Below are 25550 nucleotides of genomic sequence, written 5' to 3'. Positions count from 1 at the left end.
CCCGGGGTGCGAGCCCGCGCGCGGGCGCGCAGGTTCGCACCCCGGCACCGATTGGACAGACATGTTCCGGTTCATCCTTCGAAGGACACTCCAAGCGGTGGTGACCTTCGCCGCCCTCACGGCGATCCTCTTCGCCTGGCTGCGCAGTCTCCCGGGCGGGCCGCTCGACGCGCTGCTCGGTGAGAACGCCGGCCCGCAGGACCGCGCGAAACTCGTCGAGTCGCTCGGCCTGGACGAGTCGCTGTGGACGCAGTACCTGCGCTACCTGGGGCGGTTCTGGACCGGCGACCTCGGTGTGTCGACGGGCGTCTGGCGCGGCGCGCCGGTCACCGAGGTGATCCTCACGCGGGCACCCGCCACGATCGAGCTCGCCCTGTGCGCGCTGATCATCGGCGCGGTGCTCGGCATCGCCGCCGGCTACTGGGCGGCGACGCGGCGCGGCACGTTCGATGTCGCCTTCCTCGGCTTCTCCGTGCTCGGCCTCGCCGTGCCGGTCTTCTTCACCGGGTTCGTCCTGAAGTACGTCTTCGCCGTCCGCGCGGGGTGGCTGCCGCCGTCGGGACGGGCCGACCTGAGCGGCTCCATCCCGACGCCGACGGGGCTGACGCTCCTGGACTCGCTGCTCGCCGGGAGCGGGGCCGCGTTCACCGAGAGTCTGCGCTTCCTCACGCTGCCGACGATCGCCCTAGCGATCATCCCCTTCGCCGTGATCTTCCGGCTGACCCGGGCGTCCGTGGCCGAGACGCTGCAGCAGGACTTCATCCGCACGGCGAACTCCAAGGGCCTGCGCAACCCGACGATCGCCGGGCGGCACGTGCTGCGCAACTCGCTGCTGCCGGTGATCACCGTGATCGGGCTGCAGGCCGGCGGCCTGTTCGCCGGCGCCGTGCTCACCGAGACCGTCTTCAACTACCGCGGCCTGGGGCAGTCGATGGCGCTGGCCTTCTCCACGCGCGACTACGCGGTGCTGCAGGCCCTCATCATGCTCGCCGCCGTCCTGTACCTGGTCATCAACATCGTCGTCGACATCGCCTACGCGCTGTGCGATCCGAGAGTGAGGACGCCATGACCGCCGTCCCGGTCGTTCCGCGCCACCGTGCCGCGACCGCACGACCGGGCGCGCAGACCCTGCGGCGGCTGCTCCGCCAGCCGGCGTTCCTGATCGGCGCGGTGATCACATTCGTGTTCGTCCTCGTCGCAGTGGCCGCGCCGCTGCTGGCGCCGCACGATCCGGCCGACCCGTTGCTGCTCGACCAGGTGCGCGCCCAGTCCAACCCGGTTCCGCTCCCGCAGGCGGGATTCCCGCTGGGCGGGGACCCCGCCGGTCGCGACCTGCTGTCCCGGCTGATCGGCGGAGCCCGGCAGACCCTCATCGTCGGGGTGATGGCGACGCTCGGCGGTTTCGCCGGCGGCATCGCGCTCGGGCTCCTCGCGGGCGTGTTCGGCGGCAAGGTCGACATGCTCGTGATGCGGGTGGTGGACGTGATGCTGGCCATCCCGTCGCTGCTGATGGCCTTCTCGATCGCGGCCCTGTTCGCCCACCCGAACGAGTGGACCCTGATCCTCACCATCGCGATCGTGCAGATCCCGGTCTTCGCCCGGCTGATGCGCGGATCGATGCTGGTACAGCGCGGCACCGACCATGTACTGGCCGCGCGGGCGCTGGGCGTGCGGCCGGCGGCGATCGTGGTCCGGCACATGGCCCCCAACGCGCTCGGGCCGGTGATCGTGCAGGCGACGCTGAGCCTGGCCGTGTCCATCCTCGACGCGGCCGCCCTGTCCTTCCTCGGGCTGGGCAACCCCGACGACGGCCTGCCGGAGTGGGGTCAGATGCTGGGCGGCGCGCAGCAGTACTTCAACTCGTTCCCGCATCTCGCGATCTACCCGGCGCTGTGCATCATCGTCGTCGCCCTGGGCTTCACGCTGATGGGCGAGTCGCTTCGCGAGACCCTCGACCCCCGCACCCGGAGGTGACCGAGATGAAGGCGCGTGCGCACGAGACCGGGCCCGGAGCGGATCCGCTGCTGGTGGTCGAGGACCTGTCGGTCATGTTCTCCCGGCCCGGCCAGGAGTCCTTCACGGCCGTGGACGGGGTCGGGTTCGAGGTCCGTCCCGGCGAGGTCGTCGGCCTGGTCGGCGAGTCCGGCTGCGGCAAGTCCGTGACCTCGCTCGCGATCATGGGGCTCCTGCCCCGCCGGGGGACCCGCGTCGGCGGCAGAGCGGTCTTCGACGGCGTGGACCTGCTCTCCCTGTCCGATCGCGAGCTGCGCGACCGCCGTGGCGCCGACGTGGCGATGATCTTCCAGGACCCGCTGTCCTCGCTGAACCCGGTCGTGCCGCTGGGGGTACAGGTGGCGGAGGTCATCCAGCGCCATCGCCGTACGAGCAGGTCCCAGGCCACGCGGCGGGCACAGGAGATGCTCGCGCGCGTCGGCATCCCCGATCCCGCCCGGCGGATGCACGAGTACCCGCACCAGATATCCGGCGGCATGCGACAGCGCGTGCTGATCGCCATCGCCCTGGCCTGCGAACCGCGACTGCTGATCGCGGACGAGCCGACCACGGCCCTGGACGTCACGATCCAGGCCCAGATCCTCGCGCTCCTCAAGGAGCTCGTCGTCGGCTCCGGCACCTCGCTGATCATGATCACGCACGATCTCGGCGTGGTCGCCGGCCTGTGCGACACGGTCAACGTGCTCTACGGCGGGCGCATCGTCGAGCGGGCGGACCGCTACTCGCTGTTCGACGCGCCCCGGCATCCCTACACCGGCGGACTGCTGGAATCCGTGCCCGCACTGGGTGACGAGGCGGCGCGGCTACGCCCCATCCCGGGCTCCGTCGCGGACAACATACCCTGGTCAGAGGGGTGCGCCTTCGCGCCGCGCTGTCGCGCCGCCACAGATCTCTGCTTCCGGGAGGGGCCGGCCTGGTCGGCCGGCGGCGAGCGGCGCTGGCGCTGCCACCACCCGCTGCCCGATCCGATCACCGCGGCGAAGGAGCCGACTCCATGACGACCGTCGCCGACCCGCCCCCTCCGGGCACCGGGGAACCACCGCTCCTCGACGTGCGCGACCTCAAGGTCCACTTCCCGATCCGCCGGGGAGTCCTCGTGGACCGGACCGTCGGCCACGTCCACGCGGTCGACGGCGTCGACCTGCGGATCGTTCGCGGGGAGACCTACGGCCTGGTCGGGGAGTCGGGGTGCGGCAAGTCGACGTTCGGGCGCGCCGTACTCCAGCTCACCCCCGTGACCTCGGGCGAGATCCGCTTCGGCGGAATCGACCTGCGGTCGCTGCGCGGCGAGGCGCTGCGCCGTCAGCGCCGCCACATGCAGATGGTCTTCCAGGATCCGCTGGGCAGCCTGGACCCCCGGCAGAGCGTCGAGCAGATGTTCCGTGAGGGGATGTCCGCGCACGGGCTCGCGAAGGGGAACATCTCCGGACGTCTCGACGAGCTGCTCGACTCGGTCGGACTCCCCCGGACGGCGCTGCGCAAGTACCCGCACGAGTTCTCCGGCGGCCAGCGCCAGCGCATCGGCATCGCCCGGGCGCTCTCCGTCGAGCCGCAGCTGATCGTCGCGGACGAGCCCGTCAGCGCCCTGGACGTATCGGTCCAGGCGCAGGTCATCAACCTTCTCCAGGACGTCCAGGCCACCTACGGGCTGACGTATCTGATCATCGCGCACGACCTCGCCGTGATCCGGCACGTGAGCGACCGGATCGGGGTGATGTACCTCGGCGGGATGGTGGAGGAGGCGCCCACCGCGGAGCTGTTCGCCGAGCCGCTGCACCCCTACACGCGGGCGCTGCTCTCCGCCGTGCCGCAGCCCGACCCCCGGTACGAGGACTCCCGCGAGCAGATCCTGCTCAGCGGCGACCTGCCCAGCCCGGCGGACCCGCCGCCAGGATGCCGGTTCAGCACCCGTTGCCCATGGAAGCAGCCGACCCGCTGCGACACCGAGCGCCCGCCGTTGCGGACCGTCGAGGTTCCGGGGACCACCGCCGCACACCAGGTCGCCTGCCACTGGGCGGAGGGCATCCGCGACGGCGCGATCCGGCCGACACGGTCGACCAGCGTCGACGCCGCCCTGCCCGCCGGCGCGGCCACGTCATCGACGTCGGCGTCGGGCACGCCGCCGTCGACCGGCGGGAGCTGACCGCCGTGCCGGCGACGCGGATCGGGGCGGGGCCGAGGACGTTCGGGCGGAGGCGAGCGGCGTGAACGGCGTCCTCACGCGGCACCTGCACGAGCTCGCGCATTCCCTCGGCGCGTCGCTGGACGTGCCGGTCGAGGTCACCGACGTGCAGTTGAACCGGGTCGCCCGGTCGACGCCGAACTCCTCCGCGGACGAAGGCCTCGCCGAGACGGTGTCGCCCCGGCACCTCGGGCTGAGCGCCCGCTCTGTGGCCCTGATCTCCGAACCCGTCTACATCGGCGGGAGCGCCGAACTCGGGATGCCGCTGATGCTGGTGATCCCGGTGCGCTCGCCCGGTTCGGCGCCGTCGCTGCTGCTCTGGATCACCTGCGCGCGGGGGCCGCTGTCACCCGACCGGATCGAGAGCGTGGGGCGGATCGCGGAGGCCACCGTCCGCTCGCTGGAGACCGCCGGGCTGCTCGCATCGCCCGAATGGGCGGACGACCACGTCGGCCGCGCCTTCGCCTCGGGCGACCTGGACGGACTGGACTCGCTGCTGGGCCAGGCCATCCGCGACGGGAAGCTGGTGCACGACGGGACCTTCGTCTGCCTCGCGCTCTCGATGCCCCCGGCGCTCGCCCCGGACTCCTCGGGACCGGCGGCGCAGCGACGGCTGACCGCCGTGATGAACCGCTTCGCCGAGGACCATCTGCGCGACCGGTGCCTGATCGCGTTCAGCGGCTCCGTCGGCTTCGCGCTGCTGGCGCCACACCCGCGCGACGTCCAGCCGACCCTGCCGGGACGGCTCGCGACGAAGACCGCCGACCTGATCTTCCGGTCCCGGCGGAACGGCATCGACCTCCCCTGGCTCGTCACCGTCAGCACGAACGTGGCCGACCGCGCGAGCGTCGCCGTCTGGCAGGCCAGGCAGAGCCTGGACCTGGCCGAGAGCATGGGCTGGAAGCACCAGGTCGTCCACTGGGAAAGGACCGCGCACATGCGTGGGCTCGCCGCGGTGCCCACCGACGTCCTCGTGTCCCACTTCATCAGCCCGTCCCTGCGACGGCTTCTCGAAGACGAGTCGGCGGAGGACCTCGTCCGGACCCTCAGGACGTTCCTGACCACGGCGGGGAACGTCAAGCAGGTCGCGGCGGACCTCTACCTCCACCGCGCGACCGTCTACCACCGGATCAGGAAGGTCGAGGCCAGGCTGGGAGCGGACCTGTTCAGCGGCGCGGGACGCCTGGAGGTCCACGCGGGCCTCCTCGCCGCGGAGATCGTCGCGAGCCGCACAACGGCGGGCCGAGAACAACCCGCCCGCCTCACACCGCAGCCGAGCCAGGCAGCAGACGACGTGACCACCACCGGGACGGCCCGGCTGATCGGCATGGCACCGTTCCACTGAACGCGCCCTCGCGGCCGAAGGCCCCGGGTGAAGAATGCGTACGACTCGGCCTCGCTGAACGCGCGGTTATGATCACCCATTCGACCGCAGAAGCGCCTCGACCGGGTGCGCCACGCGCGCGATCGATACGCACAGCAACAAACACCTTCACGTAATTCAGCCATATATAGTCCACTTTGACACCTTGCCTGCAGCAGAGAGGAGTGCCCGGCGCTTCTTGCAATAGTTGACGCGTGCGTGCCGCAGGTGCTCAGCCGTCCAGGCCCGCGTTCGGGACGTGGCAGACGGCACGCCACAGCGGCAGCAGGCCGCTCGCCCGGGGGGCCGACTCGCCCGCGCAACGTCAGCAAATGGGATTACTTTCATCCCAATACAGAGGGCCAGCGAATAATCGCCGAGCGTACCGCGTCCGTCCTTCGCGACTGGGACCTGCCCTTTCCCGCTCCGCAGGAGGCCGCACGCTGACGTTCGCGGATAAATCCGGGCCGGATTTCCATTGCGGACGGGCCGCCGGCATTAAGGGCCTGATGGTGCGAATACCGGTGATGGACCGGCGTAGGCGGGCGATGTAGAACGGGGGTGCTCCGATTCGATACCGGACGGCCTCGGCCCCGTGTACGCCCGGACGGCGCACCCGGCCCCCCAGGGAGGACCAGTGAAACGCAGCCGATTAGCGGCCTTTCTCCTCGCTCTTCTCATGTCGCTGCTGTCAGCACAAGTGGTGCACAGCACCATGGCCTCGGCGGAAAGCAGCTCCAGGGACTGCTACCCGATCACGTGGCGAAGCATAGAGGTGGACTGCTACCCGATCGCGGTCGTGGTGGACAAATGGTGCCCCGGCCCCTGCCCGCCGCCATGCCTGAGCTGCCCCTGGGAGTGGGCGATCGACTTCCGCACCTATCCGGTACTGCCGGAATACCTGGAGTTCCAGTACATAGCGGAGCTGACCCGGGGGTTCCTCACACTGCATGAGGCGGCGCGGACCAGTGACCCCACGGCTCAGAACCAGCTTCGCCGAGAGGCGCTCGGCTACTTCCAGCTCGGCGCGCGGGCGGTGAGCGGAACTCAGGTGGTGGTGGAACAGGTCGGGCGGTTGGATCGGGACACCGGAATTTTCGGACCGTATCCTGAGCCCTGGCTGCTGGCCGCCGCCAGCGACATCGCCGATGGCACGTCCCTCCTCCGGGAAAGCCACTCAGGCCCCGGGCCGCAGCCCTGGGCGGCGATGCAGGAGTTCAACGAGGCGTACCTGGAGCTGGTGTACGAGACCTCCATCGGCACCTGAGGCGCACGCGGGAATGTCGCTGATCGTCGTCACCCTGCTCACATCCCTCCTCGTCATGGCACCGCTCTGGGCCAGGATCCCGGAAAGGGAACTCGACGGCCCCGCCCCTGATCGCCGCGACGGCGGCCTGCGGTGCACTGCAAGCCTGGTTGCTGTGGATCCTCCTGTGCGGCCCCGAACCGGCGGCCGTGATCACTGATTCGAGCGGAGAGTGGTCATGATTTCTCTGGCCCGTCGCGCCCTGGCGGCAACGGTGGCCCTCGCGGCAGCGGTGGCCTTGTCAGTGGGCGCCGGTGGCGCAGCCGCCGCCACACCACCCGGCCCTGACGGCCCGTGGGTGGAACCCGGGCTGGTGGACAAGCTGTCGGCCGGCGGCCACGTCCGGCTGAACGTGGTGACCAAGGACCGCGCCGACCTCCCGGACGCCGCCGCCGGCCAGGTGTTACAGACGTTCACCGAGCTCCCCGTGATCACCCTGCGCGGCGACCGGACCACCCTGGAGACATTGACCCGCCTGCCGGGCGTACTCAGCATCTCCGAGGACGCCCCCGTCCCCCCGACGCTCGACAGGAGCATCCCGCTCATCGGCGCGAACCGCACCCGTGCCGCCGGTTTCACCGGCGCCGGCACCGCGGTCGCCATCCTGGACACGGGGGTGGCCACCCGGCACCCCTTCCTGGGCGGCCGGGTCGTCGCCGAAGCGTGCTTCTCCCCCATCGACGCGACCTACTCCGCCACCAGCCTGTGCCCGAACGGCACCGCCCAGCAGGAGGGGCCGGGCTCCGCCGACTCTGAGAAAGGCCCCTGTGCCCAGGCCGACCTGGACTGCGCGCACGGTACCCACGTGGCGGGAATCGCCGCAGGCACGGGCGGCGTCGCTCCGGCCGCGAAGATCGTCGCGATCCAGGTCTTCAGCAAGTTCGACTCCGACTCCTACTGCGGAGCGGGCGGGTCGCCGTGCATCCTCAGCTTCACCAGCGCCCAGCTGGCCGGGCTGGAGAAGGTCCACCGGTTACGCCAGGCCGGCACTCCGGTGGTGGCGGCCAATCTCAGCCTGGGCGGCGGCCGGTACACCGGGCCCTGCGACAGCGACTCCCGCAAGCCCGCCATCGACACCCTGCGTGCGGCCGGGGTGGCGACCGTCATCGCGGCCGGCAACAGCGGCTACTCCGACGCCGTCAGCGCCCCCTCGTGTGTCTCCTCGGCCATCGCCGTGGGCAGTACCACCGATGCTGACGAGGTGTCCACCTTCAGCAACCGCGGCCCGCTGCTGGACGTCTTCGCCCCCGGAACCGACATCATCTCCTCGATCCCCGGCAGCGGACAGGGCTCCATGAGCGGTACCTCCATGGCCGCCCCCCACGTCACCGGCGCCTACGCCGTGCTGCGCCACGCCCTCCCGCAGACCGCCATCGGAGAACTCGAAACGAAGATCGAGAGCACCGGCCGGCGGATCTCCACCGGGAACACCGCCACCCCGCGGCTGCAACTCGACGTCGCCGCCGGCCTGAAAGCCCCGCCGGGATCCCTCGCGGACTTCGACCTCGATGGCAAGGCCGACGTCCTGGCCCGCGACGCGACCGGCGACCTCTACCTGTATCCCGGCACCGGAGCCCCCGGCTTCAAACCCCGCTATCGCGTCGGTAGCGGCTTCAACGCCAGTAACGCCCTGGTCACCGCCGATCTCACCCTGGACGGCAAGGCCGACCTGATCACCCGCAAAACCAGCACCGGCGAACTCCTGCTCTTCGCCCACACCGGCGACCCCACCGCCCCCTTCACCGGCACAGGCACCGTCGTCGGCACCGGCTTCGACGCCAGTAACGGCCTACTCGCGGGCGACTTCACCCTCGATGGCAGAGCGGACCTGATCAGCCGTAAAGCCAGCACGGGCGAACTCCTGCTCTTCGCCCACGCCGGCGACCCCACCGCCCCCTTCCGAGGTACCGGCACCGGCATCGTCGTCGGCACCGGCTTCGACGCCGGTAACGCCCTCCTCCCGGGCGACCTCACCCTGGACGGCAAGGCCGACCTGCTCACCCGCAAAACCAGCACCGGCGAACTCCTGCTCTTCGCCCACACCGGCAACCCCACCGCCCCCTTCACCGGCACAGGCACCGTCGTCGGCACCGGCTTCAATGCCAGTAACGCCTTCCTCTCCGGCGACTTCACCAACGACCACAAGATCGACCTGATCACCCGCAAGACCAGCACGGGCGAACTGCTGCTGTTCGCTCACACCGGCAACCCCGCCGCCCCCTTCACCGGCACCGGCACCGTGGTGGGTACCGGCTGGAACGGCATGTTCCTCGGCTGAACTCGGCCGGGCTGGTGGCGGCGCCGACCGTCACCGACGGGTCGCTCGGTCGGGTCCCGGCGGGGATCTGGGCCGTGCCCCCTGACCGGGCGCGGTCGGTCAGCCGAAACCGCCGGAACCGCGGAAGGCGGTCCGATAGGCCTGGGGGGTCGTACCGGCGACGCGTTTGAAGCGTTCGCGGAAGGCCGTCGCGGATCCGAAGCCGGCCTGGGTGGCGATCCGCTCCACGGAGTGGTCGGTGTGTTCGAGCAGGTACTGCGCCCGTCTGACCCGGGTACGCAGCAGCCACTGCAGCGGTGTGGTGCCGGTGTGCTCGCGGAAGCGACGGCTGAAGGTGCGGGTGCTCATGCCGCAACGGGCGGCCATGGCCTCCAGGGTGAGGTCGTCCTTCAGGTGGTCCTCGATCCAGGCCAGCGTCGGCTCCAGCAGCGAGCCGCGGGGCACCGGTTGGTGCTCGTGGACGATGTACTGGGCCTGGCCGCCTTCGCGCTCCAGAGGGGCGACGGCCAGCCGGGCGGCGTCCGCTGCGACGGCCGAGCCCAGGTCGCGCCGGACCATGTGCAGGCACAGGTCCAGGCCCGCGGACGCCCCGGCCGAGGTCAGCAACTGCCCGTTGTCCACGTACAGTACGTCGGGCCGCACGTCGACGTTCGGGAACATCTCGGCGAATCGCCGCGCGGCGGTCCAGTGCGTGGTCGCGGCCAGCCCGTCCAGCAGACCGGTGGCGGCCAGGATGAAGGCGCCTCCGCAGATCGAGGCGATACGCGTGCCGTGAGCGGCGGCGTCCCGCAGCGCCTCCAGGGCCTCGACCGGTGGCGGGCCGGCGGTCTCGCTGCAACCGGGCACGATGATCGTGTCGGCGTCCGCCAGGGCGTCCAGTCCCGACGAGGTGTGAATGGTGAAGGTTTCAGTGGGCACTTGTTCTTGTGTCCCGCACGTCCGCACCCGGTACGGGCGGCGTCCGTCCGGCAGACGGACACGGCCGAACACCTCGACCGGAATGGCCATGTCGAAGACCACCGTCTGGTCCAGCACCAGAATCGCCACCGTGTGCACGAACGCAGCGTACGCCGAGTTCCAGCCGGCGCGCGGCCGTGCGGCATATCGGTGGCGGGCACGATCGTGCAGCTCAATGTGTTGGCGAGAACCCGTTGGTATGTGTCGATCCAGCCGATGGCCCGCACCGGCCACGCCTCCTAACGTGAGCACGGCATTGACGGAACGACGGATGTGAGGCACCGATGCTCGCCCAGTTTGTCCTCTTCGATGGCTTTGACCCGCTGGATGTCATCGGCCCGTTCGAGGTCTTCAGCGCAGCGAAGGAATTCACCGACCTGGTGAGCGTCGAGCTGGTCGCCGCCGACGGCCCGGGCGAGGTCCGCAGCGGGATCCCCGGTGTTTCCCTGACGGCCGCCGCCGGCCTGGACCCGGAGCGCGCGGACCTGATCGTCGTCCCGGGCGCCACCGGCAGAATGGTCCCCCGGGGCGAGGACGACCTCACCGACGCGGAGCGGGAGGCCACGATCCCCGCCATCCTCGGCCGGGCCCTGACCACCGGGCTCCCGGGGCTGCTGGCCAAGGCCCTGGCCAAGCCCGGCACCATCGTGGCCACGGTCTGCGGCGGCTCGCTGATCCTCTCGATGGCCGGACTCATCGACGGCCGCAACGCCGTCACTCATCACCAGGGCCTGGATGTGCTCGGCGCGGGTGGCGTGAACGTCATCCGGGCCCGCGTCGTGGACGACGGCGACCTGGTCACCGCCGGCGGCGTCACCTCCGGCCTGGACCTGGGCCTCTACCTGTTGGAGCGGGAGGTGGGAGCAAAGGTCGCTCTCGCCGTGGAGGAGCTGTTCGAACACGAGCGCCGCGGCGTCGCCTGGCGCGACCACGGACCTGCCCCGGTGAACACCTGACCGGTTGTTCCCCGTCCCTCCGATCCCCCTCATCCTCCACGTACTCATGGCGGTCATCGCCGTGGGCCCGATCACGGTGGCGGACAGCATGTTCCCTGGTGGAAGGGACGGGAGCGGGCAGGCGTGGCCGCAGGCGAGGATGCGGTGGCCGGCCACCGATCCGGTACCGGCGCGGTTTCGCGAGCCGGAGCGATGGTGCGATCTCCCCCGGCCGGCTCTTGGCGATCGGGCCGCCCGCCGTCACGCGCCGGCGGCCCCCGGCTTGCGCTCCGGCCATTCCGTGCCGGACGCCTTGGCGAGCCGGGAGAACTCGATCATGAATGTGCCTCCATGGCGGCACGCGTCCTGAGCAGGCGAAGTGGCACCAGCGCGGCCCAGATCCAGCCGAGCGGGATGACCATCCGGCCCGCGATCCCGTCGAAGGCCGCGTACCACTCGCCGGAGATGGACAGCGGCTGGAGAATGAGGCTGCCACCGTACATGATCAGCGGCGCCAGGACGCCGGTGAAGGCGAGGAAGGCCGCCCAGGCCCGCCCGCCGGGCTCGGCGGCGAAGCGTCGGGCGAAGGCGAAGCAGGCCAAGGTCGTGGCGGCGTAGACGACGAACGTCGCCATCCAGTGCAGGTGCCCATGCCAGCTCACCTGGGCGTTCACGCCGGGCAGGAGGTCTGACGGGGTTCCCGGTGGGTAGCCCAGCTGCGGATCGGTGACGAACACCCCTGTGGCGATCATGGCTACGCCGTACACCGCCACCAGCCGCGGCCCCCATCGAGCACCGCGCCCGGCAGGCAGCGTACGCCGTATCCCGACGGCGCACGCGATCATCAGCGTTCCGGTGATCACGAAGTTGGCGATCTGCAGCCAGCCGCGGTCACCGGTCATCATCGAGCTCGGCGCGTGGCGCAGCGGGTCGTACCCGGCGCGGAACACCATGTCGAGGTGGAACACCAGCAGCGAGGCGAGCGGTGCGACGGCCCCGCAGATCAGCAAGGCCCGTGTTGTTCGGTGTGACATGCCCTGATTCGACCGTGGAGTGAAGGTGCGGGGGGAGCTGCGATGGTGGTGTTCGCGGCGCCGCAAGACCATACTTTTGCAGGGTCCGCGCAGGCAGGCCGCCGCATAGGGTGAGGGGTGCGCATGCCGCGCGACCATCCGCCGGAGCTGATGCCCCATCAGGTACGGGCGCCTGCCGGTCGGGACGGACCTGGGCGACGAGGCGGCCTGCATCGACATCGACCACAAGTACGTGTTCACCCTTTCCGGGAGCGGGGCGGGCCGGCCGGTCAGGCAGATCCGTGCAACCCAGCCTCAGAGCGAACTCTCGGCGATCACGCCGACGGAGTGTGATCGCCGAGGTCGTCGTGGCTTGCCGGTCCCGGTGCTCACGTCCCGGCAGTAGAGGGGCGGGCCTGTGGATGCAGTGGTGCCGAAGCCGACCGGCGACGCCGCTGTCGCAGGAGTGCGCGGATGCGGGCGATGGTGACCATGATCCCGGTTGCCGCGGTCAGGCCGACAGCGGCCAGGAAAGTCGGCCAGATGTGAGACAGCAGGACAAAGGTGACGCCGCGGCCCCCGGTGATCAGTTCCAGTATGCGCGGCAGGAAGGCGAGCACCGGCAACGGCAGCAGATAGGGGACCAGCCCGAGCGTCGTCCTCCAGGGAGCAGCGATGGCGCGGCGCGCCCAACGTCGCGCTCGGCGGGCTTTGACGGCCCCGCCTGTCGCGATCGAGATCGCGGCGGCGAGGGCGGTCAGGTCGGCGATGAAGGCGAGCGGGAGCGGGGCGCCCGTGCCGGGCGTGCCCTGGGTCAGGGCGATGAGGTCTTCCATGATGGCCTCGACGTCGGCCTCCAGCGGCATGCGGCTGTTGGACATCAGTGCGATGCCGTACCCACTGTCGGGCAGGAGGACCATGGTGGCCGTGGAGGTGAAGGACGATCCGGGGTGCGTGATCTGCCGGGGGCCGTTCAGAGGAGCGGGGTTGTCCCAGCCGAGGGCGTAGTGTCCGTCGGGTGCGCTGGGCCGGTGCAGCTCGCGCAGCCCCTTCTTGGACAGGACGGTGCTCGTCGTGCCACGGGTGTGCAGGGCCAGCCACCTGGCAAGGTCGTCGGCGGTGGTGACGATGCCGGCCGAGCCGGCGACGAACCGGTCGGGCTCGGTACGCGGCCAGGTGATCCCGAGAAAGCGATTGTGCCCACCGAGGAGGCCGGGCATCGGATCCTGCCAGTTGCCGACGCTGACGGTCGAGGTCATCCGCAACGGGGCGAACACCCGCTGGCTGAGGTATTCGGCGAAGGGCAGCCCGCTCACCACTTCCACCAGCCGGGCGGCGACCCAGTAGTTGGGGTTGTGGTAGTCGTGCCGCCGGCCTGGTGGGGCGGCCAGCTCGGCGCGGCGCAGGTCCGCCACGGCCTGGCGCAGGGAGTCCGGCTGGGGCAGACCAGCCTCGGGGTAGGTGGCATCCGACATGCCGGAGCTGTGGTCGAGCAGCCGGCGAATGGTGATCTGCCCGGCTCTGGGGTCGGCCAGAGAGAATTCCGGCAGATGCCGTACAACGGGGTCGTCGAGCCTGAGGTCGCCGGCCTCGGCCAACTGCATCACGGCCAGAGCGGTGAACGACTTCGACAGTGACGCGATCCGCATCGGTGTCCGGCTCGTGACCGGCTCGCCACTCGCGTCATGTCCGTATCCGCCGGTGTGCAGGACGCGCCCGTTCTTGACCAGTGCCACCGCGACGCCGGGCAGGCGAGCCGGGCCGAGGTTGGCCTCCACGATCCCGGCGATCGCGGCCGGGTCCGGCTGCGCCGCCGCGGCGGCGGGTGTGACCGGCACACCGAGGCAGCACGCCACCACGGCGGCCGCCCCGGCCATGAAGTGCCTTGTCAGCAGGTTCACACGTACTCCATTGCAGAGGGTCGGAGGGCAGAGGGCAGGGCTGAGCGACCAGGCGGCCCTGCCGGCCGTCCAGTGGTCAGATCCAGGGGTCAGTCGTTGAGGAAGCGCACGATGGCCAGGACCCGGCGGTTGTAGCCGTCGGTTTGCGCGAGGCCGAGCTTGTCGAAGATGGCGTTGGCGTGTTTCTCCACCGCGCTGCGTGAGACGTACAGCCGTCCGGCGATCGACTCGTTGGTGTGTCCCTGCGCCATCAGGGCCAGCACCTCATGCTCGCGCGCGCTCAACCGGGCCAGGGACGTGGTGTCGCGGGCGCGGTTGAGCAGCCGCCGGACGACCTCCGGGTCGAACGCCGTACCGCCGTCCGCCACCCGACGCAGCGCCTCCAGGAAGTCGCCGACCTCGGCCACCTGCTCCTTGAGGAGGTAGCCGACACCGCGTACGCTGCCGTCGATGAGCCGGGCGGTGTAGCGCGTGTCGACGTACTGCGACAACATCAGCACACCGATCCCCGGGTGCCTGCGCCGTACGGCGAGCGCGGCCCGCAGGCCCTCACTGGTGAATGTCGGCGGCATGCGCACGTCGGCGATGACGACATCCGGCCGATGCTCATCACACACGGCCACCAGCCCCTCCGCATCGCCGACGGCCGCCACGACCTGGTGGCCGTCCTCGCTCAGCAGCCGGGTCAGGCCCTCGCGCAGCAGCGTGCTGTCTTCGGCCAGGACTATGCGCATGGCAGCTCCGCCCGCAGCGTCGTCGGTCCCCCGGCGGGGCTGTCGAGGTCGAAGCGGCCGTCGCAGGCGGCCACCCGCCGGGCCAGGCCGGACAGGCCGCGCCCGTCGGCCCGGGCGTTGCCTACGCCGTCGTCGCTGACCCGTACGCGCAACATGCCGGCGGCTTGGCGGACCTCGATCTCGACCCGTTGGGCCTGGCTATGTTTGAGCGCGTTCGTCACCGCCTCGCAGACCACAAAGTAGGCGACCGTCTCCTGAGCCGGGCCCAGCCGCACCGAAACGTCGTAGTCCAGGTCGATGGGCACGCTGGAGCGTTCCACCAGCGACTCCAGCGCCGCCGGCAGCCCGCCATCGTCCAGAGCCACCGGGTGAATCCGCCAGGCCACCTCCCGCAACTCCTCCAGGGCGCGGCGGGACTCCTCCCGCGCCTGCCGGAACAGCGTGGCGGCAGCACCGGAGTCGTCGAGGCGATGGGCGCGGCCGAGCAGCATGCCCAGCGCGACCAGCCGCTGCTGCACGCCGTCGTGCAGGTCCCGCTCGATCCGCCGCCGCTCGTCATCGACCGCCTCCAGCACCTCCGCCCGCGTCCGCGACAACTGCTCAACGCGGCGCCGCAACACCTCCTTGTCGCTGGGCGCAAGTCCCCAGACCGCCAGCCGCCGTTCCAGCGCCGCCAAGCCGATCAAGGCCAGCACCGCCAGGAAGACGACGAGGACGATGAACGCCGCCCAGGTGATGGGGTCGTACCAGCTCATCTCAGCGCGCTCGCCCGTGCCGCCGGACAGCACCCGCCAGCTCACCGCCACCCAAATCCCGATCAGCACCAGAACCCCACCGCCGAGCCCGCCCACGATGCCACGCATCGCCACGTACGCCGGCGCACGCCGCCCGGCCAGCCCCGGGGCGACGGCGCCGCCCAGCCAGCGATTGACACGGACTCGATCGGCCTCGGCCAGCCGCCCGGCGCCACGGAACGACCAAGGCCGGGTAGACGGCACGGCCAGCAGCGGCATCGCGATGACGACCCACGCCAGCTCGACCACGGCCATCACCGCCCCGAGCACCAGCCCGACCATGCCACGTACCGCCGCCCGCACCACAACCATGGTCACGAACTCTAGACAGCCGCCCAGCGGCAGCACATTGAAGGTTTCCACAAAGCCGGCAACCACGAGGAAGCCGGGCCGTGGTATCGGCTGTATGCACAGACCGAGACGGCTATCAGCGTGATCCACGGCGCCCGGCCGCTATTACGGAAAGGGGGACACGATGCGGGCCAGGCCCGCGAACACCCCGGTCGCCACCAGTTCGGCTACACCGCCCGCGACTCCGACCCCGCTCGGCGCACGTTCCAGCTTGCTTTGGGCAGCCCGGCGCTGCACCAGACCGTCGTGGGCGTCATCTGTACCTGTCTGCGTATACCCGTGGACGCCGCCGCGCCTGGAGGACCGGCATGCGAAGATCCGCGCCGTGCGATCAGCGCGAGAGATCCACATGAAGAACGCCGACTCCGGCTCACCGCCCACCGGACAACGACCTTCACCGGCTCCCCCGACTTCGTCCTGACCGGCCACCAGACCACCCGCATCGCCTTCAACGTTGTCGGCACCGCACCCTGGCAGTACGTGCTGGGCGAACCGGGTGCCACCGTGCTCGCGGCAGAAGACGGCGTCAACCCCGAGGAGTTCGGCTACCGCCGCGACCGCGTACTGACCACCGCCCACAGCCGGCTGCCTCGCCCAGACCACCGGCGTCAATGACATCTCCGCACCTGTACGGCACCGCTGCGTGGTTGCTCCACGACGAGCCCTACCGCGAGGAGAGGGCGCCGCACCACGAGATCTACCTGACCGAGTTCACCCATCCCGCTCTCAAGGCGATGCCCAGGCAGCCGGTGGCCTCGGATAATCCGCTGGGGCGTGGACCGATGCCCGCGAGATGCGGCTTTCCCGGGGCGCGCAGGTACGCGAATCGGGTTCGTCTCTCACACATCTATTCTTTCGTAAGGCAACAATGCCCGCGGACCGGACTTCGGCCTATACGACGTTACCGCTGATGCTCAAGGTAGACCCTGATGCTGACCCTGGAGGAGTTCAGCGGCCCGCGAGAAGATCGGCTACCCGCCTCGTAAGCTCGACGCCGAAGGATCCTCCGGATCAAATCCCGAAGACGGGGGCCACCTTGCCGAGTTCCCGAAGCGCGAGCCGCGCCTCAAGGGCGAGGGACGGGGATATGGACCTGTTCGAGTCCAGTAGGCGGATCTCCGGGGAAGGTGTTGGTCAGCATGGCTGCGACCGTATACAGGTTCCACGCCAGCGCAGGCTGACCTACCGATGGGCCCTCGAAGAGGCGCTTCAACTCGTCAGGGCGAACAATGCCGGCGAGTGCGTCCGCTCGGTCGATCACGTATTCGCCGAGAATATGCGACAGTACGGGCCCTGGACTCGTTCGCCAGTTCCAACCGCTCTGCTTTTTACTCTGACCTGCCGGGGAGGCCGCCTTGGATGCCGGTCGCAACCGTGACCAGATCGAGGGAGGACGGTCAGCGATGAATCGCCACGGGGCGCCTTCAAGGGGAATGGCATGCAGCGCAGGAGCGAACTGACGGATGAGGCCATGAACGACCTCCTCCGAGTACCGCCATCGCTGGTCCAGGGAGAGCGCCTCCGACACCACTCGATTGTCCAGAAACGGTTGAATGGGGTTCCCTCGACGTAGCGAACCCACCCGCGCGCCGGCGTGCCATCTCCCCACGCGATAGGTGACATACAGGTGATCGAGCACTTCCCATGGATTTTCCTGTGCCCGCGCCTCCCATGGTGCCGCAAGAGTCTCGGCATGATTGTTGGCCTCTTCAGTGAAGAGCTTCTCGTTCTTGAGAAAGAAGTCTTTGATACGGCGCAGCATGGCCTTTTCGCTGGGATTGTTCTGACTGTAAAGAAATCCGCCTCTCAGGATTTCCCCACTCTGCCCGGACATCGTGGGCCTTGCACTGTACGGCAGGTATTCAACGATGCTTTCATACGCAGAGGTCATTCCCTCGCACGTTTTGAGAACATCGTAGGTGCGCTGCTGAGGGTGGGGAATGACGATGGCGTCCTTCGCCGCGGTTTGCGTTGGAGGGATGACAGTGTGCTCAACGCGCAACTTCGCAGCGATCTGCCTGGCTATCACCACGTCGGGGTGATCGTCAAGGCCGTTCGTCGTCGCGCGGAAAGGGATCTTCGCGGCATGGAGAAGTGCCGCCATCAGCCGGCTGTCTCGCCCACCGGTCAAGGCCAGATTGACCGGCTCCGCCGCGGAACGTAGCGGCGTGACGGCGTTGACGAGCGCGTGCCCGACGTTCGCGATGGCCGCGCGCTTGGCCCGAGACGAGCTCGGCACCGGCCGGGCTTGTGGAAAGGGCGTGGCGGATATGACCCGGCTCGCGCCGCGGATGACGATCGATGAGGACGGCCCCAGGGCCTGCACTCCGAGATAGGGAGTTTCATCGGAGAGAAAGTACCCCTGGCGAATCATCGACTGCAGGGCGGTCTCATCCCAGAGGATCGATCCTCCGGTCGCAACGAGATGGACGTGCAATGCCCGGCTGCCGACGATGTGCAACTCCGAGGTCTCCGCGTAGAAGACAGGACAGGCACGGGTGCTGACCGTTACGGCCTGGATTTCTCCTTGAGCTGTTCTGAAGGCGGAGAAGCATCCGCCTAGTGAGGCTGCCGCCTCCCCCAATGAATCGCTCTCCGCAAGCTTGGCGCTGTCCTCGCCCGCGGTGAGATGGCCGCTGATGCCCATGGCACGGCGATGGCCCCTGGCGATCAGCGGCGGACGCCCGGCGACTGATTCCTCGTTTGACCAGGCCAGAAGAGCCGCTCCCCCACTCTCCCACTCATCTGCCGTGACCGTTTCAGGTGGCACGGGGAAGACATCTTTGATCACTGAGCGTGCAATCGAAGCAGCACCGGTCACGCTGGACCTCGGATTCTTCAGGACCACCGCCAGAAATACTCGCAAGTTCATTCCAATCAGGAGCGGTATCTGCTCTCCCCCAGTTGCCGTGGAGCAGCGAATAAGCGCACGCCCCTATGAGAGGGGTCGTGGTGATCAAAGTATACTGTGCGACGTCACATGTGTGACCCTTCGTGTGGGCCAAGGCCGCGAAGGAGATTCCTCGAATCTCTCGTTGAATATTGCCGACGGATTTCAGTCGGATGACACCAGGACGCCCGCGCGGTCGCGGTGATCAGGCGGCCTTGCCGCGGGCGATGTAGAGGCTCATGTCGGTGAAGTCCACGGTGGCGTTGTAGGGCTTGAAGAAGCTGTGGGGGAAGTGACCGATCGTGTCGATCCCTGTGCCGTGGGGCCAGGGCACGTTGATCGGGTGGCTGGGGTCCGTTTCGCAGTAGACCTCCTTGGCGACGGCGTCGCCGAGGCGGATCTCCTTGGGGTAGCAGGGGTAGGTGACGGTCGGGTGGCTGTGGGCGAATGTCTCGATCGGGCGGTCGTAGTCGGTGCGGACCTGCAACTGCTTGGCCGTTTCCCCCAGGAGGCCCGCCGCGGTCTCGCCGATTCCGCCGAAGTTCACGCCCACCACTCGCGGGCCGGAGCCGGCGATGCTGCCCAGGCTGTGCATGTTGTGGTCACGGGCCAGCCACAGCGGCAGTGGCTTGACACCCGCCCGTATGGCGTCGGCCCGTACCTTTCTGGCCACCTCGGGCGTCCGGCGACGAAGAATCAGCGACCGGCCCGCGTAGTCAAAGGTGGTCAACAAGTGGTAGAAGACCCACATACCAATCATTCCATCATTGTCGGTGCTGACATCTCCGCCCGACTCCGTCGTCCACCAGCCGACCGGAACGTTGCGCAGTTCGATACCGCCCAGCTTGAAGGAGTCCAGCACTCCGTAGTGCAGCCATATGGTGATGCCCTCGAACTCTGTCTTTTCGCTGACGACGGGGTTCACCCCGGCCTCCTTGGCCACCGACGCGCGCAGACCCAGGTTCGGGGCGCCGGTGTAGAAGGTGAAGCGTTTCGCCGGCCCGCCGTTCAGCGAGGCCTCGATAAGCGGCTTCGGATCCACCTGCTTCCATTCCACCCGCGCGAAGTCACCATGGATCTGATATGGCTCACCGCTGACCGCCGCGAACCACTTGGCGTAGTTGTCCTCGCCCGCCGCCTGCCAATGCGGCACGGAGAGGGCGAGTTTGTCCTGCCGGATGTAGCAATCGCCCAGAAGCGTGTTGGTCTCCTTATCCTCAGGCGCCAGGCCAAAGGCCATCTTGAGATATTTCCCGGCGTCGGCGAACCGATTGGACAACAGCCCGACATAGCCGCGCTGGCGGGCCGCGCGCAGGTTCGTAGAGTCGCTTTTCAGGATCTCCTCGTACGCGCGGGCGGCCCGCTCGAAATCGCCGGCCGTGAACAGCGCGTCAGCGTCATCGCTGCCGGCCAGCGCCGTGGCCGTCCTGCCCAGCAGGGGCGCGGTCGCGGCGGCGCCGACCACCACGGCGGCGCCCCGAAACAGCGAACGCCGTTCCCATTTTCCGTCCTCAGCCATGCCCGCTCCTTTTCACAATCGCCTTCGTCGTAACGTTCTGTCGCAGCGGCTCCGGCCGCTTCGTGTTGTCCCGGTCGATGAGGGCGACGCCGTGGCGCCAGGCTGTATGGCGTCGTCCCGATGCGGGCATCCAGGTTGCTTCTCAGCCGCTTCGTAACTCGCCCGCCGGTCGGCCTCGTTCACTGTCGTCCGGCCGCGTCCCCACTTCGTTCGCGCCGTGTCATGGTTGTGTCACAGCCGGGCGGCCCGCCCGACCTCGCGGCCGCGCATCAACAGGCGAATGGCGGCGAGGCGGATCCATTTCATGGACAGCTCCGGCCGGCGCGTGGAGCCCGGGAGGGGCTTGAGCAGGCCTACCATCGACAGCCATGCGGATAATGGCATTGGCCCTCACGCTGGCGCTGATGCCGGGCGGCTCGATGGGACCACTGGGCGAGCTGACGGACCTGATGGTGCGACGGATACGGGCCGGGGATCTGGTGGCGGCTGCGAAGTTCGGGACGCCGCGGCCGATCGACGATCCCGTGCGTGAGCGACAGGTTCTGGAAGACGTACGGACGCGTTCGGTGGCGATGGGGCTCGATCCAGAGTCCGCGGTACGGTTCTTCCGGGCACAGATCGAGGCGAACAAGGCCGTTCAGCGTGGGTTGTACGTGCGGTGGACGCGGCATCCGGACGAGGTACCTGATGAGCGGCCCGACCTCCTCACCGACGTTCGGCGGCGACTCGACGGGCTCACCACGGAAATTCTGGTGGACTTGAAGGAGACCGAACAGCTGCGTCGTTCCGTGGTGAGCTGCGAGGTACAGGCGAAGCTGGCGGAACGGTCCGCGGCCGTGGTGCACCACCTGGACGAAGTGCATGAAGACGCGCTTGCACGGGCGATGCGGGCGGTCTGTTCCTGAGCGGACTGTGGTACGTGGGGCCGCGCGGTGGCGACCACGATTCCGGTGTGCCTCCTCGCTAGCGGCACGGTCAGGGCGCGAACGCCCTGACCGCTGTTGGCGCTCGCGCCTCCTCAGTCAGCTCCCCGAGCTCCTCCGAGTCCCGGGGCCACCGGTGCCAACGCGGCCACCTCGGCGTCGCTGCCCTCCTGGCGGAGCAGGCGGGCGTAGCCGAGCACGGCGCTGACCCAGCCCTCCTCGATGCTCTTACGGAAGTTGTCCTCGGCGGCGGCGAGGTCGCCCCACCGCAGATAGATCTCGGCGAGTCCTCATAGGCGGCGTCCGATCCGGCCTCGGCGGCCCGGTGGAAACAGGCCAATGCCTCCTCCTCCCGACCCTGACCGGCCAGGAAACCGGCGTAGTAGTACAGCGCCCCGTCGTCGTCGAGTTCGACGGCGCGGCGCAACCCGGCCTCGACCTCCTCAGGCGGCGCGCCGTCATCGCTCAGGAAGAGCGCCCTTTCCACGTTCGCGTCGGGAATGCCCTCCGCCACCGCGCGATCGTAGTCCTGCCGCGCCTCTTGGATGGAACCCTCTGATGTCGGTCCAGAGGGTTCCGTTGCTTGCGGCTGGGTGGGCGAAGGGCGGTGAGGCCGCTATTCATGCCCGCCGTCGGCATCCGGCCATTCCCAGCGCGCCCCCTGTCAGTACCAGGCGGTGCAGCGAAGCCTGTGGCGCGCGTTCTTCCCGCAGGCGCGCATCTTCCAGCTCGGGCTGGGGCTGGTCACATGGAACTTCGTGTCCAGATTCTCCGACCCCGCGCCGCCGAAGGGACCACACTGGATCCAGGTGGCACCGCCGTTGAAACTGACATCCATCCACACATCCCTGTGCCCGACGCCGTTCGGCGGGAAGTGCCCCCAGACGACATTTCTTCCATCGGATCGACGCTTTCCCTTTTCGAGGATGACCTCTCCGCCGCCTTCGCCGTCCATGCCGACGGCAGCGGCCCGTCCGACGTATCGGGCGTCGGGATTGGGCCAGTTCCACGCGGCACACGTGGCTTGATCCGCGACTGCGTGGGTGGAGCCGTAGGGGACGGCGAGGAGTCCGATGGTGGTCATCGCGGCACAGGCGAGAGTTCTTCCGTGACGAGCATGCATTTGTGCGCCTTCCTGGTGCGGCACAGCGAGCTGTGCGAAGTCGTGGTCACGTAGGACGGCGGCGTGGGCAAGCCGTCACTCCGTAACGTTGTGCAATGAAGCTGTCACACTGAGTTGCAATGCCGCTATCGTGGATTCCACGTACATCCACCCGTACTGCGGACGCGCACGTGCCCCGGCCAGGGCTCCGCTGGTGGGCGGTGAATGCGCCGCACTCCGGGCAAGGTCACCCGCTCCAGCCGCACTTCCTGACCGCAAGATCAGCACCACCGCCCGGCTCCGCCGCGCACACCGCCGATCTCGCTACTCGAGGAGTGCGGGTCAGAGGCATGGCGAGCCGTCCGCTTTTCGCAGATAGTGGGAGTGGATCCATCCATGTCCGGTACCCCACAGAGAGCCGAATCGCCAGGGGCCGTTGCGGAGGGTGACGTTGATCCCCTGCCCCTTCCCCGCCCAGTGGACGATCCTGCCATTGATCGTCTCGTAGACAGGGACGGTGTGGGTCGTGGTGAAGCACGCGACCGCGCGTACCACGGCGAAACTCCGCGCCTCCGCCACGGTGGCCGTTGTCATGGTCGCCGCCGTGCCGACGATCATGATCGCTATGGCCAGCATCGCCCTCCTGAACGCCTGCTCTCCGTACGCTATACGCCTGCCCATCAGGACCCCCTTCGAGTGCACATTGTAGTCGATCGACTTCATAATGTTACTCGCTGGCGCTCTTCGGATATCCGGGAAATCACGTACTCGCGCATCCACCCCTTGACGGTGGACGCCATCGAGGCGGGTGCCCCGGGAGCACGCGTTCCCTCAAGCGGGAGCGCATCCCGGGAATGAAACCGGCCTCACCATCCTTACTCTCTACAGCGTAGAGAGTAAGGAGTGACATGCGGATTTCTGCCACCACGATCGCGCTCACGGTGGACGACGTGCCCGCCTCGTCCGGCTTCCTGAGGGGCCACTTCGGCTTCCGCGAGGTCGCCGCGGCCGACGGCTTCGCCAAGCTAATCCACGAGGACGCCCCCGAGGTGGTCTTCCTGCGCCGTGGGACCGAAGTCCTGCCGCAGGAGCACCGGGACCGGCGCGCCGGCGGCGTCATCCTCGCGTTCACCGTGGGCGACGTGCCCGCCGAGCACGAACGGCTGACCGCCGCCGGCGTGGCCATCACCATGCCGCTGCGCGTGGACCCATGGGGGGAGCGACTGTTCCAGGTCACGGACCCCAACGGCGTAGTGATCCAGCTCGTGGACTGGGTCACACCCGCGGACTAGCTCAAGGACGCTGCGACCTTTATGACCAGTTGCCGCGCCGCCGCCCGGGCGGCCGGCCCGCATCCGAGGGAGAGCTGCCATGACCACCTTTCACCGCCGCGCCCTGACCGAGGAAGCGGCCGAAGCCTCGATCTGCCAGGCCTGCCAGCGGTTGCGGCTGCCGACCATCCGCTCCCAGTTCGTCGAGTTGGCCGCCGCCCCGCGCGATCAGATGAGCCACCTCGGCTTCCTGGCCGAGTTGCTGATGGCCGAATCTGATTACGGGGCCCACAAAGCGTCGGAACGGCGAATCAAGGCGGCGCACTTTCCGAGGCAGAAGTCACTGCGCGAGTTCGATTCGACGCCGATCCCAACGTCGCCCCGGCCGTCATCCATACGCTGCGACCTGCGACTGGGTGCGTAAGCACCTGCCGCTGTGTCTGATCGGCGACTCAGGGACGGCCAAGTCGCACATGCTCGTCGCGCTGGGCATCGAGGCCGCGCCAGCCGGGATCACGGTCAAGTGCACCCTGGCCGCCAAGCTGGTCAACGAACCGGTCGAGGCCGCCGATGAGAAGGTGCTGACCAAGACCATCGCCCGCTACGGCCGCGTCGATCTGCTTTGTATCGATGAGCTCGGATACATGGAGCTTGGTCATCACTGAGCCGAACTGCCGTTACAGGTTCTCACCGAAAGAGAGGCGGCCACACCACCAGAGTGGCGCCGACGATGGTGACGAGCTTGGCGACCGAGACGGTGCTGGTCTGACCGGTGTTCCAGGTGATGGTGAAGGTCTCGGTACCGGAGGAGAGCAGGCTCAGACACGAGCGGCTTCCGCTGCCCTGGAAGGTACGTGATCCGGAGGTGAGGCCGGGGACACCGGCCGAGGCGCAGGGACCGTAGTGGGTGGTGGCGTCGATGGAGACGTCCTGCGCGGTCACGGTCAGCGGCGGGCGGTAGGTACCAGGTCGCTGCTGGGCGGGGTGCAGACGACGTCCAGGATGGCGGCCTGCGCCGGGGCCGGCGGGTACAGGGCCACCGCCAGGACGAGGCCGAGCGGGACGGCGAACGCGCGGAAGAGCCGCGGCACCGGGATGCTCCTTTCAGGGAGGGGGTCGGCATCGGCCGGATCCCGGCAAAGTACGGATGATCATCCAGGTGTCCACGCCGCTGATCCCGGTCAGGCCGTCGGGCGTGGCGCAGGCGGTGAGGGCGGGGTCCACTCATATGTGCACCGAAAGTGTTCGAGCACTACTTTCTGTACGGGGGCGGTGGTATGCCGTGCCGGTGATGAAAAGGGGCTCCTCCTGATTCCTCCGGGACTGCTCCGGCAGCGAACCAGGCCAGGCTCACCGCTGGGTGCTCATCGTGGGCAGCACGGCAGGCGGGTCGCCTGTCACGATCAGCTCACGGTGATCGAGCGAGCGCGAGAGCCTGTGTCAGCGTGGCCTGCCGCTCCCCCGGCTCTCCTCCAGCACACCATCTTGATCGATACACTAGTTTTAGCTCATACTGAAATAACTGTAAGAAAGAAGGGAGGCCGCATGACCGACCACGAACCGCTGCTGGAGTGGGTAGAGCGCATCGCCATGCACCTGGCAGGCGACGGAGTGCCGCCGATCGCCGGACGAGTCCTGGGCTGGCTGATGATCTGCGATCCGCCAGAGCAGTCCGCCGGGCAGATCAGCGCGGCCATCGGCGCCAGCCGCGCCTCACTCACCTCCAACCTGCGCCTGTTGTCCAGCATGGGCTTTCTGGCCTGGCGCACCCGGCCGGGAGAGCGAACCGTCTACTACCGGATGGCCGACGACGCCTGGGCGGCCGTCGTGCGACGCCAGATCGCCGGGATCACCTCGTTCCTGGACGTCACCCGCGACGGCCTGACACTCATCGGCCCTGACAACGAGCGGGCCACGCGTATCCGCCGGGCGCACGCCGCGTTCCAGTGGATGGCAGAGGTGTTCGAGACCGCGCCGCCCTTGGACCCCGTCCAGGCCGGGCCACACCAGGACACGGA

At 68.9% G+C, this 25550-nt stretch carries 26 protein-coding genes; 14 read left to right on the top strand and 12 right to left on the bottom strand.

Going from position 1 to position 25550, the window contains the following annotated elements:
* Positions 1-61: 61 nt before the first annotated feature.
* The 7 genes from DP939_RS44000 (at position 62) to DP939_RS49000 (ending at position 9142) form a co-directional block, all read left to right on the top strand.
* The gene (locus tag DP939_RS44000; RefSeq protein WP_113986798.1) at positions 62-1069 is read left to right on the top strand and encodes an ABC transporter permease; all 1008 of its coding nucleotides are present in this window, start codon (positions 62-64) and stop codon (positions 1067-1069) included.
* Positions 1066-1974, top strand: coding sequence for an ABC transporter permease (locus DP939_RS43995; protein ID WP_113986797.1), 909 nt, complete (start codon positions 1066-1068; stop codon positions 1972-1974). The genes DP939_RS44000 and DP939_RS43995 overlap by 4 nt, the downstream gene beginning before the upstream one ends.
* A gap of 5 nt (positions 1975-1979) precedes the next feature.
* On the top strand, positions 1980-3011 hold the full coding sequence (locus DP939_RS43990) for an ABC transporter ATP-binding protein (RefSeq protein WP_113986808.1): 1032 nt from the start codon (positions 1980-1982) through the stop codon (positions 3009-3011).
* Positions 3008-4156, top strand: coding sequence for an ABC transporter ATP-binding protein (locus DP939_RS43985; RefSeq protein WP_113986796.1), 1149 nt, complete (start codon positions 3008-3010; stop codon positions 4154-4156). Before DP939_RS43990 ends, DP939_RS43985 begins: the two co-directional genes overlap by 4 nt.
* A gap of 61 nt (positions 4157-4217) precedes the next feature.
* The gene (locus DP939_RS43980; RefSeq protein WP_113986795.1) at positions 4218-5540 is read left to right on the top strand and encodes a PucR family transcriptional regulator; all 1323 of its coding nucleotides are present in this window, start codon (positions 4218-4220) and stop codon (positions 5538-5540) included.
* Between the two features lie 697 nt (positions 5541-6237).
* Positions 6238-6825, top strand: coding sequence for a hypothetical protein (locus tag DP939_RS43975; RefSeq protein ID WP_147268399.1), 588 nt, complete (start codon positions 6238-6240; stop codon positions 6823-6825).
* 217 nt (positions 6826-7042) lie between these two features.
* Positions 7043-9142, top strand: coding sequence for a S8 family serine peptidase (locus tag DP939_RS49000; RefSeq protein ID WP_199565823.1), 2100 nt, complete (start codon positions 7043-7045; stop codon positions 9140-9142).
* A gap of 99 nt (positions 9143-9241) precedes the next feature.
* Here the strand turns inward: DP939_RS49000 and DP939_RS43965 are convergent, their stop codons facing one another.
* Complete coding sequence (locus DP939_RS43965) at positions 9242-10198, bottom strand: GlxA family transcriptional regulator (protein WP_113986793.1); 957 nt, start codon at positions 10196-10198, stop codon at positions 9242-9244.
* 185 nt (positions 10199-10383) lie between these two features.
* Here DP939_RS43965 and DP939_RS43960 point away from each other — a divergent pair, with 185 nt between their 5' ends.
* Positions 10384-11055, top strand: coding sequence for a DJ-1/PfpI family protein (locus tag DP939_RS43960; protein WP_113986792.1), 672 nt, complete (start codon positions 10384-10386; stop codon positions 11053-11055).
* Between the two features lie 314 nt (positions 11056-11369).
* On the opposite strand, the gene DP939_RS43955 is transcribed toward DP939_RS43960, so the two are convergent.
* The 4 genes from DP939_RS43955 to DP939_RS43940 all read right to left on the bottom strand — a co-directional run bounded on the left by DP939_RS43955 (position 11370) and on the right by DP939_RS43940 (position 15788).
* Positions 11370-12068, bottom strand: coding sequence for a DUF998 domain-containing protein (locus DP939_RS43955; RefSeq protein WP_158579003.1), 699 nt, complete (start codon positions 12066-12068; stop codon positions 11370-11372).
* Between the two features lie 368 nt (positions 12069-12436).
* Positions 12437-13948: a serine hydrolase domain-containing protein gene (locus DP939_RS43950; protein WP_113986790.1), complete on the bottom strand. Its 1512-nt coding sequence runs from the start codon at positions 13946-13948 to the stop codon at positions 12437-12439.
* A gap of 89 nt (positions 13949-14037) precedes the next feature.
* Positions 14038-14682, bottom strand: coding sequence for a response regulator transcription factor (locus tag DP939_RS43945; RefSeq protein WP_113986789.1), 645 nt, complete (start codon positions 14680-14682; stop codon positions 14038-14040).
* On the bottom strand, positions 14673-15788 hold the full coding sequence (locus DP939_RS43940) for a sensor histidine kinase (protein WP_113986807.1): 1116 nt from the start codon (positions 15786-15788) through the stop codon (positions 14673-14675). The genes DP939_RS43945 and DP939_RS43940 overlap by 10 nt, the downstream gene beginning before the upstream one ends.
* Positions 15789-15908: 120 nt before the next feature.
* Here DP939_RS43940 and DP939_RS45800 point away from each other — a divergent pair, with 120 nt between their 5' ends.
* Entirely contained in the window at positions 15909-16442 is a 534-nt protein-coding gene (locus tag DP939_RS45800; protein WP_147268397.1) for a hypothetical protein, read from the top strand.
* 451 nt (positions 16443-16893) lie between these two features.
* Here DP939_RS45800 and DP939_RS43930 read toward each other — a convergent pair whose 3' ends face one another.
* Positions 16894-18699, bottom strand: a complete 1806-nt coding sequence (locus DP939_RS43930; RefSeq protein ID WP_113986787.1) for an asparagine synthase-related protein — start codon at positions 18697-18699, stop codon at positions 16894-16896.
* A gap of 223 nt (positions 18700-18922) precedes the next feature.
* Complete coding sequence (locus DP939_RS43925; RefSeq protein WP_113986786.1) at positions 18923-20236, bottom strand: aspartyl protease family protein; 1314 nt, start codon at positions 20234-20236, stop codon at positions 18923-18925.
* A gap of 368 nt (positions 20237-20604) precedes the next feature.
* On the opposite strand from DP939_RS43925, the gene aroQ reads away from it, so the two are divergent.
* The gene (aroQ, locus tag DP939_RS43920; protein WP_113986785.1) at positions 20605-21141 is read left to right on the top strand and encodes a gamma subclass chorismate mutase AroQ; all 537 of its coding nucleotides are present in this window, start codon (positions 20605-20607) and stop codon (positions 21139-21141) included.
* Between the two features lie 70 nt (positions 21142-21211).
* On the opposite strand, the gene DP939_RS43915 is transcribed toward aroQ, so the two are convergent.
* The 3 genes from DP939_RS43915 to DP939_RS43905 all read right to left on the bottom strand — a co-directional run bounded on the left by DP939_RS43915 (position 21212) and on the right by DP939_RS43905 (position 22942).
* Positions 21212-21673 carry a hypothetical protein gene (locus tag DP939_RS43915; protein ID WP_113986784.1) on the bottom strand — a complete coding sequence of 154 codons (462 nt, stop codon included), beginning with the start codon at positions 21671-21673 and terminating at the stop codon, positions 21212-21214.
* Positions 21674-21823: 150 nt separating this feature from the next.
* Positions 21824-22243 (bottom strand): hypothetical protein, encoded by a 420-nt coding sequence (locus tag DP939_RS43910; protein ID WP_113986783.1) that lies wholly within the window; start codon positions 22241-22243, stop codon positions 21824-21826.
* Positions 22244-22603: 360 nt separating this feature from the next.
* The gene (locus DP939_RS43905) at positions 22604-22942 is read right to left on the bottom strand and encodes a hypothetical protein (RefSeq protein WP_147268396.1); all 339 of its coding nucleotides are present in this window, start codon (positions 22940-22942) and stop codon (positions 22604-22606) included.
* Positions 22943-23169: 227 nt separating this feature from the next.
* Between DP939_RS43905 and DP939_RS43900 the strand changes: the two genes are divergently transcribed.
* From DP939_RS43900 to DP939_RS49180, 3 genes are all read left to right on the top strand, one after another.
* Complete coding sequence (locus DP939_RS43900; RefSeq protein WP_113986781.1) at positions 23170-23553, top strand: VOC family protein; 384 nt, start codon at positions 23170-23172, stop codon at positions 23551-23553.
* A gap of 79 nt (positions 23554-23632) precedes the next feature.
* Positions 23633-23956 (top strand): hypothetical protein, encoded by a 324-nt coding sequence (locus DP939_RS49185; protein WP_318656351.1) that lies wholly within the window; start codon positions 23633-23635, stop codon positions 23954-23956.
* The gene (locus DP939_RS49180) at positions 23949-24197 is read left to right on the top strand and encodes an ATP-binding protein (protein WP_318656350.1); all 249 of its coding nucleotides are present in this window, start codon (positions 23949-23951) and stop codon (positions 24195-24197) included. Before DP939_RS49185 ends, DP939_RS49180 begins: the two co-directional genes overlap by 8 nt.
* Before the next feature lie 22 nt (positions 24198-24219).
* Here the strand turns inward: DP939_RS49180 and DP939_RS43890 are convergent, their stop codons facing one another.
* Both DP939_RS43890 and DP939_RS46605 read right to left on the bottom strand, forming a co-directional pair.
* Entirely contained in the window at positions 24220-24474 is a 255-nt protein-coding gene (locus DP939_RS43890) for a hypothetical protein (protein ID WP_113986780.1), read from the bottom strand.
* A 2-nt stretch (positions 24475-24476) separates the two neighbouring features.
* Entirely contained in the window at positions 24477-24623 is a 147-nt protein-coding gene (locus DP939_RS46605; protein ID WP_158579002.1) for a hypothetical protein, read from the bottom strand.
* A gap of 454 nt (positions 24624-25077) precedes the next feature.
* On the opposite strand from DP939_RS46605, the gene DP939_RS43885 reads away from it, so the two are divergent.
* A partial coding sequence (locus tag DP939_RS43885; RefSeq protein ID WP_113986779.1) for a GbsR/MarR family transcriptional regulator occupies positions 25078-25550 on the top strand: 473 nt, incomplete at its 3' end.

Source organism: Spongiactinospora rosea (assembly GCF_003315795.1).
Classification (GTDB): domain Bacteria; phylum Actinomycetota; class Actinomycetes; order Streptosporangiales; family Streptosporangiaceae; genus Spongiactinospora; species Spongiactinospora rosea.
The sequence above is the reverse complement of the archived record's forward strand: the minus strand, read 5'-3'. Positions and strand labels throughout refer to the sequence as shown.

Excerpts from the sequence above, each read along its gene's own strand:
- aroQ (WP_113986785.1), top strand. The coding sequence starts at position 20,605 with ATGCGGATAATGGCATTGGCCCTCACGCTGGCGCTGATGCCGGGCGGC.
- DP939_RS43900 (WP_113986781.1), top strand. The coding sequence starts at position 23,170 with ATGCGGATTTCTGCCACCACGATCGCGCTCACGGTGGACGACGTGCCC.
- DP939_RS43940 (WP_113986807.1), bottom strand. The coding sequence starts at position 15,788 with ATGGTTGTGGTGCGGGCGGCGGTACGTGGCATGGTCGGGCTGGTGCTC.
- DP939_RS43985 (WP_113986796.1), top strand. The coding sequence starts at position 3,008 with ATGACGACCGTCGCCGACCCGCCCCCTCCGGGCACCGGGGAACCACCG.
- DP939_RS43955 (WP_158579003.1), bottom strand. The coding sequence starts at position 12,068 with ATGTCACACCGAACAACACGGGCCTTGCTGATCTGCGGGGCCGTCGCA.
- DP939_RS43910 (WP_113986783.1), bottom strand. The coding sequence starts at position 22,243 with ATGACCACCATCGGACTCCTCGCCGTCCCCTACGGCTCCACCCACGCA.
- DP939_RS43905 (WP_147268396.1), bottom strand. The coding sequence starts at position 22,942 with ATGGGCAGGCGTATAGCGTACGGAGAGCAGGCGTTCAGGAGGGCGATG.
- DP939_RS43990 (WP_113986808.1), top strand. The coding sequence starts at position 1,980 with ATGAAGGCGCGTGCGCACGAGACCGGGCCCGGAGCGGATCCGCTGCTG.
- DP939_RS43930 (WP_113986787.1), bottom strand. The coding sequence starts at position 18,699 with ATGAACTTGCGAGTATTTCTGGCGGTGGTCCTGAAGAATCCGAGGTCC.
- DP939_RS44000 (WP_113986798.1), top strand. The coding sequence starts at position 62 with ATGTTCCGGTTCATCCTTCGAAGGACACTCCAAGCGGTGGTGACCTTC.
- DP939_RS49000 (WP_199565823.1), top strand. The coding sequence starts at position 7,043 with ATGATTTCTCTGGCCCGTCGCGCCCTGGCGGCAACGGTGGCCCTCGCG.
- DP939_RS49185 (WP_318656351.1), top strand. The coding sequence starts at position 23,633 with ATGACCACCTTTCACCGCCGCGCCCTGACCGAGGAAGCGGCCGAAGCC.
- DP939_RS43975 (WP_147268399.1), top strand. The coding sequence starts at position 6,238 with ATGTCGCTGCTGTCAGCACAAGTGGTGCACAGCACCATGGCCTCGGCG.
- DP939_RS43925 (WP_113986786.1), bottom strand. The coding sequence starts at position 20,236 with ATGGCTGAGGACGGAAAATGGGAACGGCGTTCGCTGTTTCGGGGCGCC.
- DP939_RS43945 (WP_113986789.1), bottom strand. The coding sequence starts at position 14,682 with ATGCGCATAGTCCTGGCCGAAGACAGCACGCTGCTGCGCGAGGGCCTG.
- DP939_RS43995 (WP_113986797.1), top strand. The coding sequence starts at position 1,066 with ATGACCGCCGTCCCGGTCGTTCCGCGCCACCGTGCCGCGACCGCACGA.
- DP939_RS43960 (WP_113986792.1), top strand. The coding sequence starts at position 10,384 with ATGCTCGCCCAGTTTGTCCTCTTCGATGGCTTTGACCCGCTGGATGTC.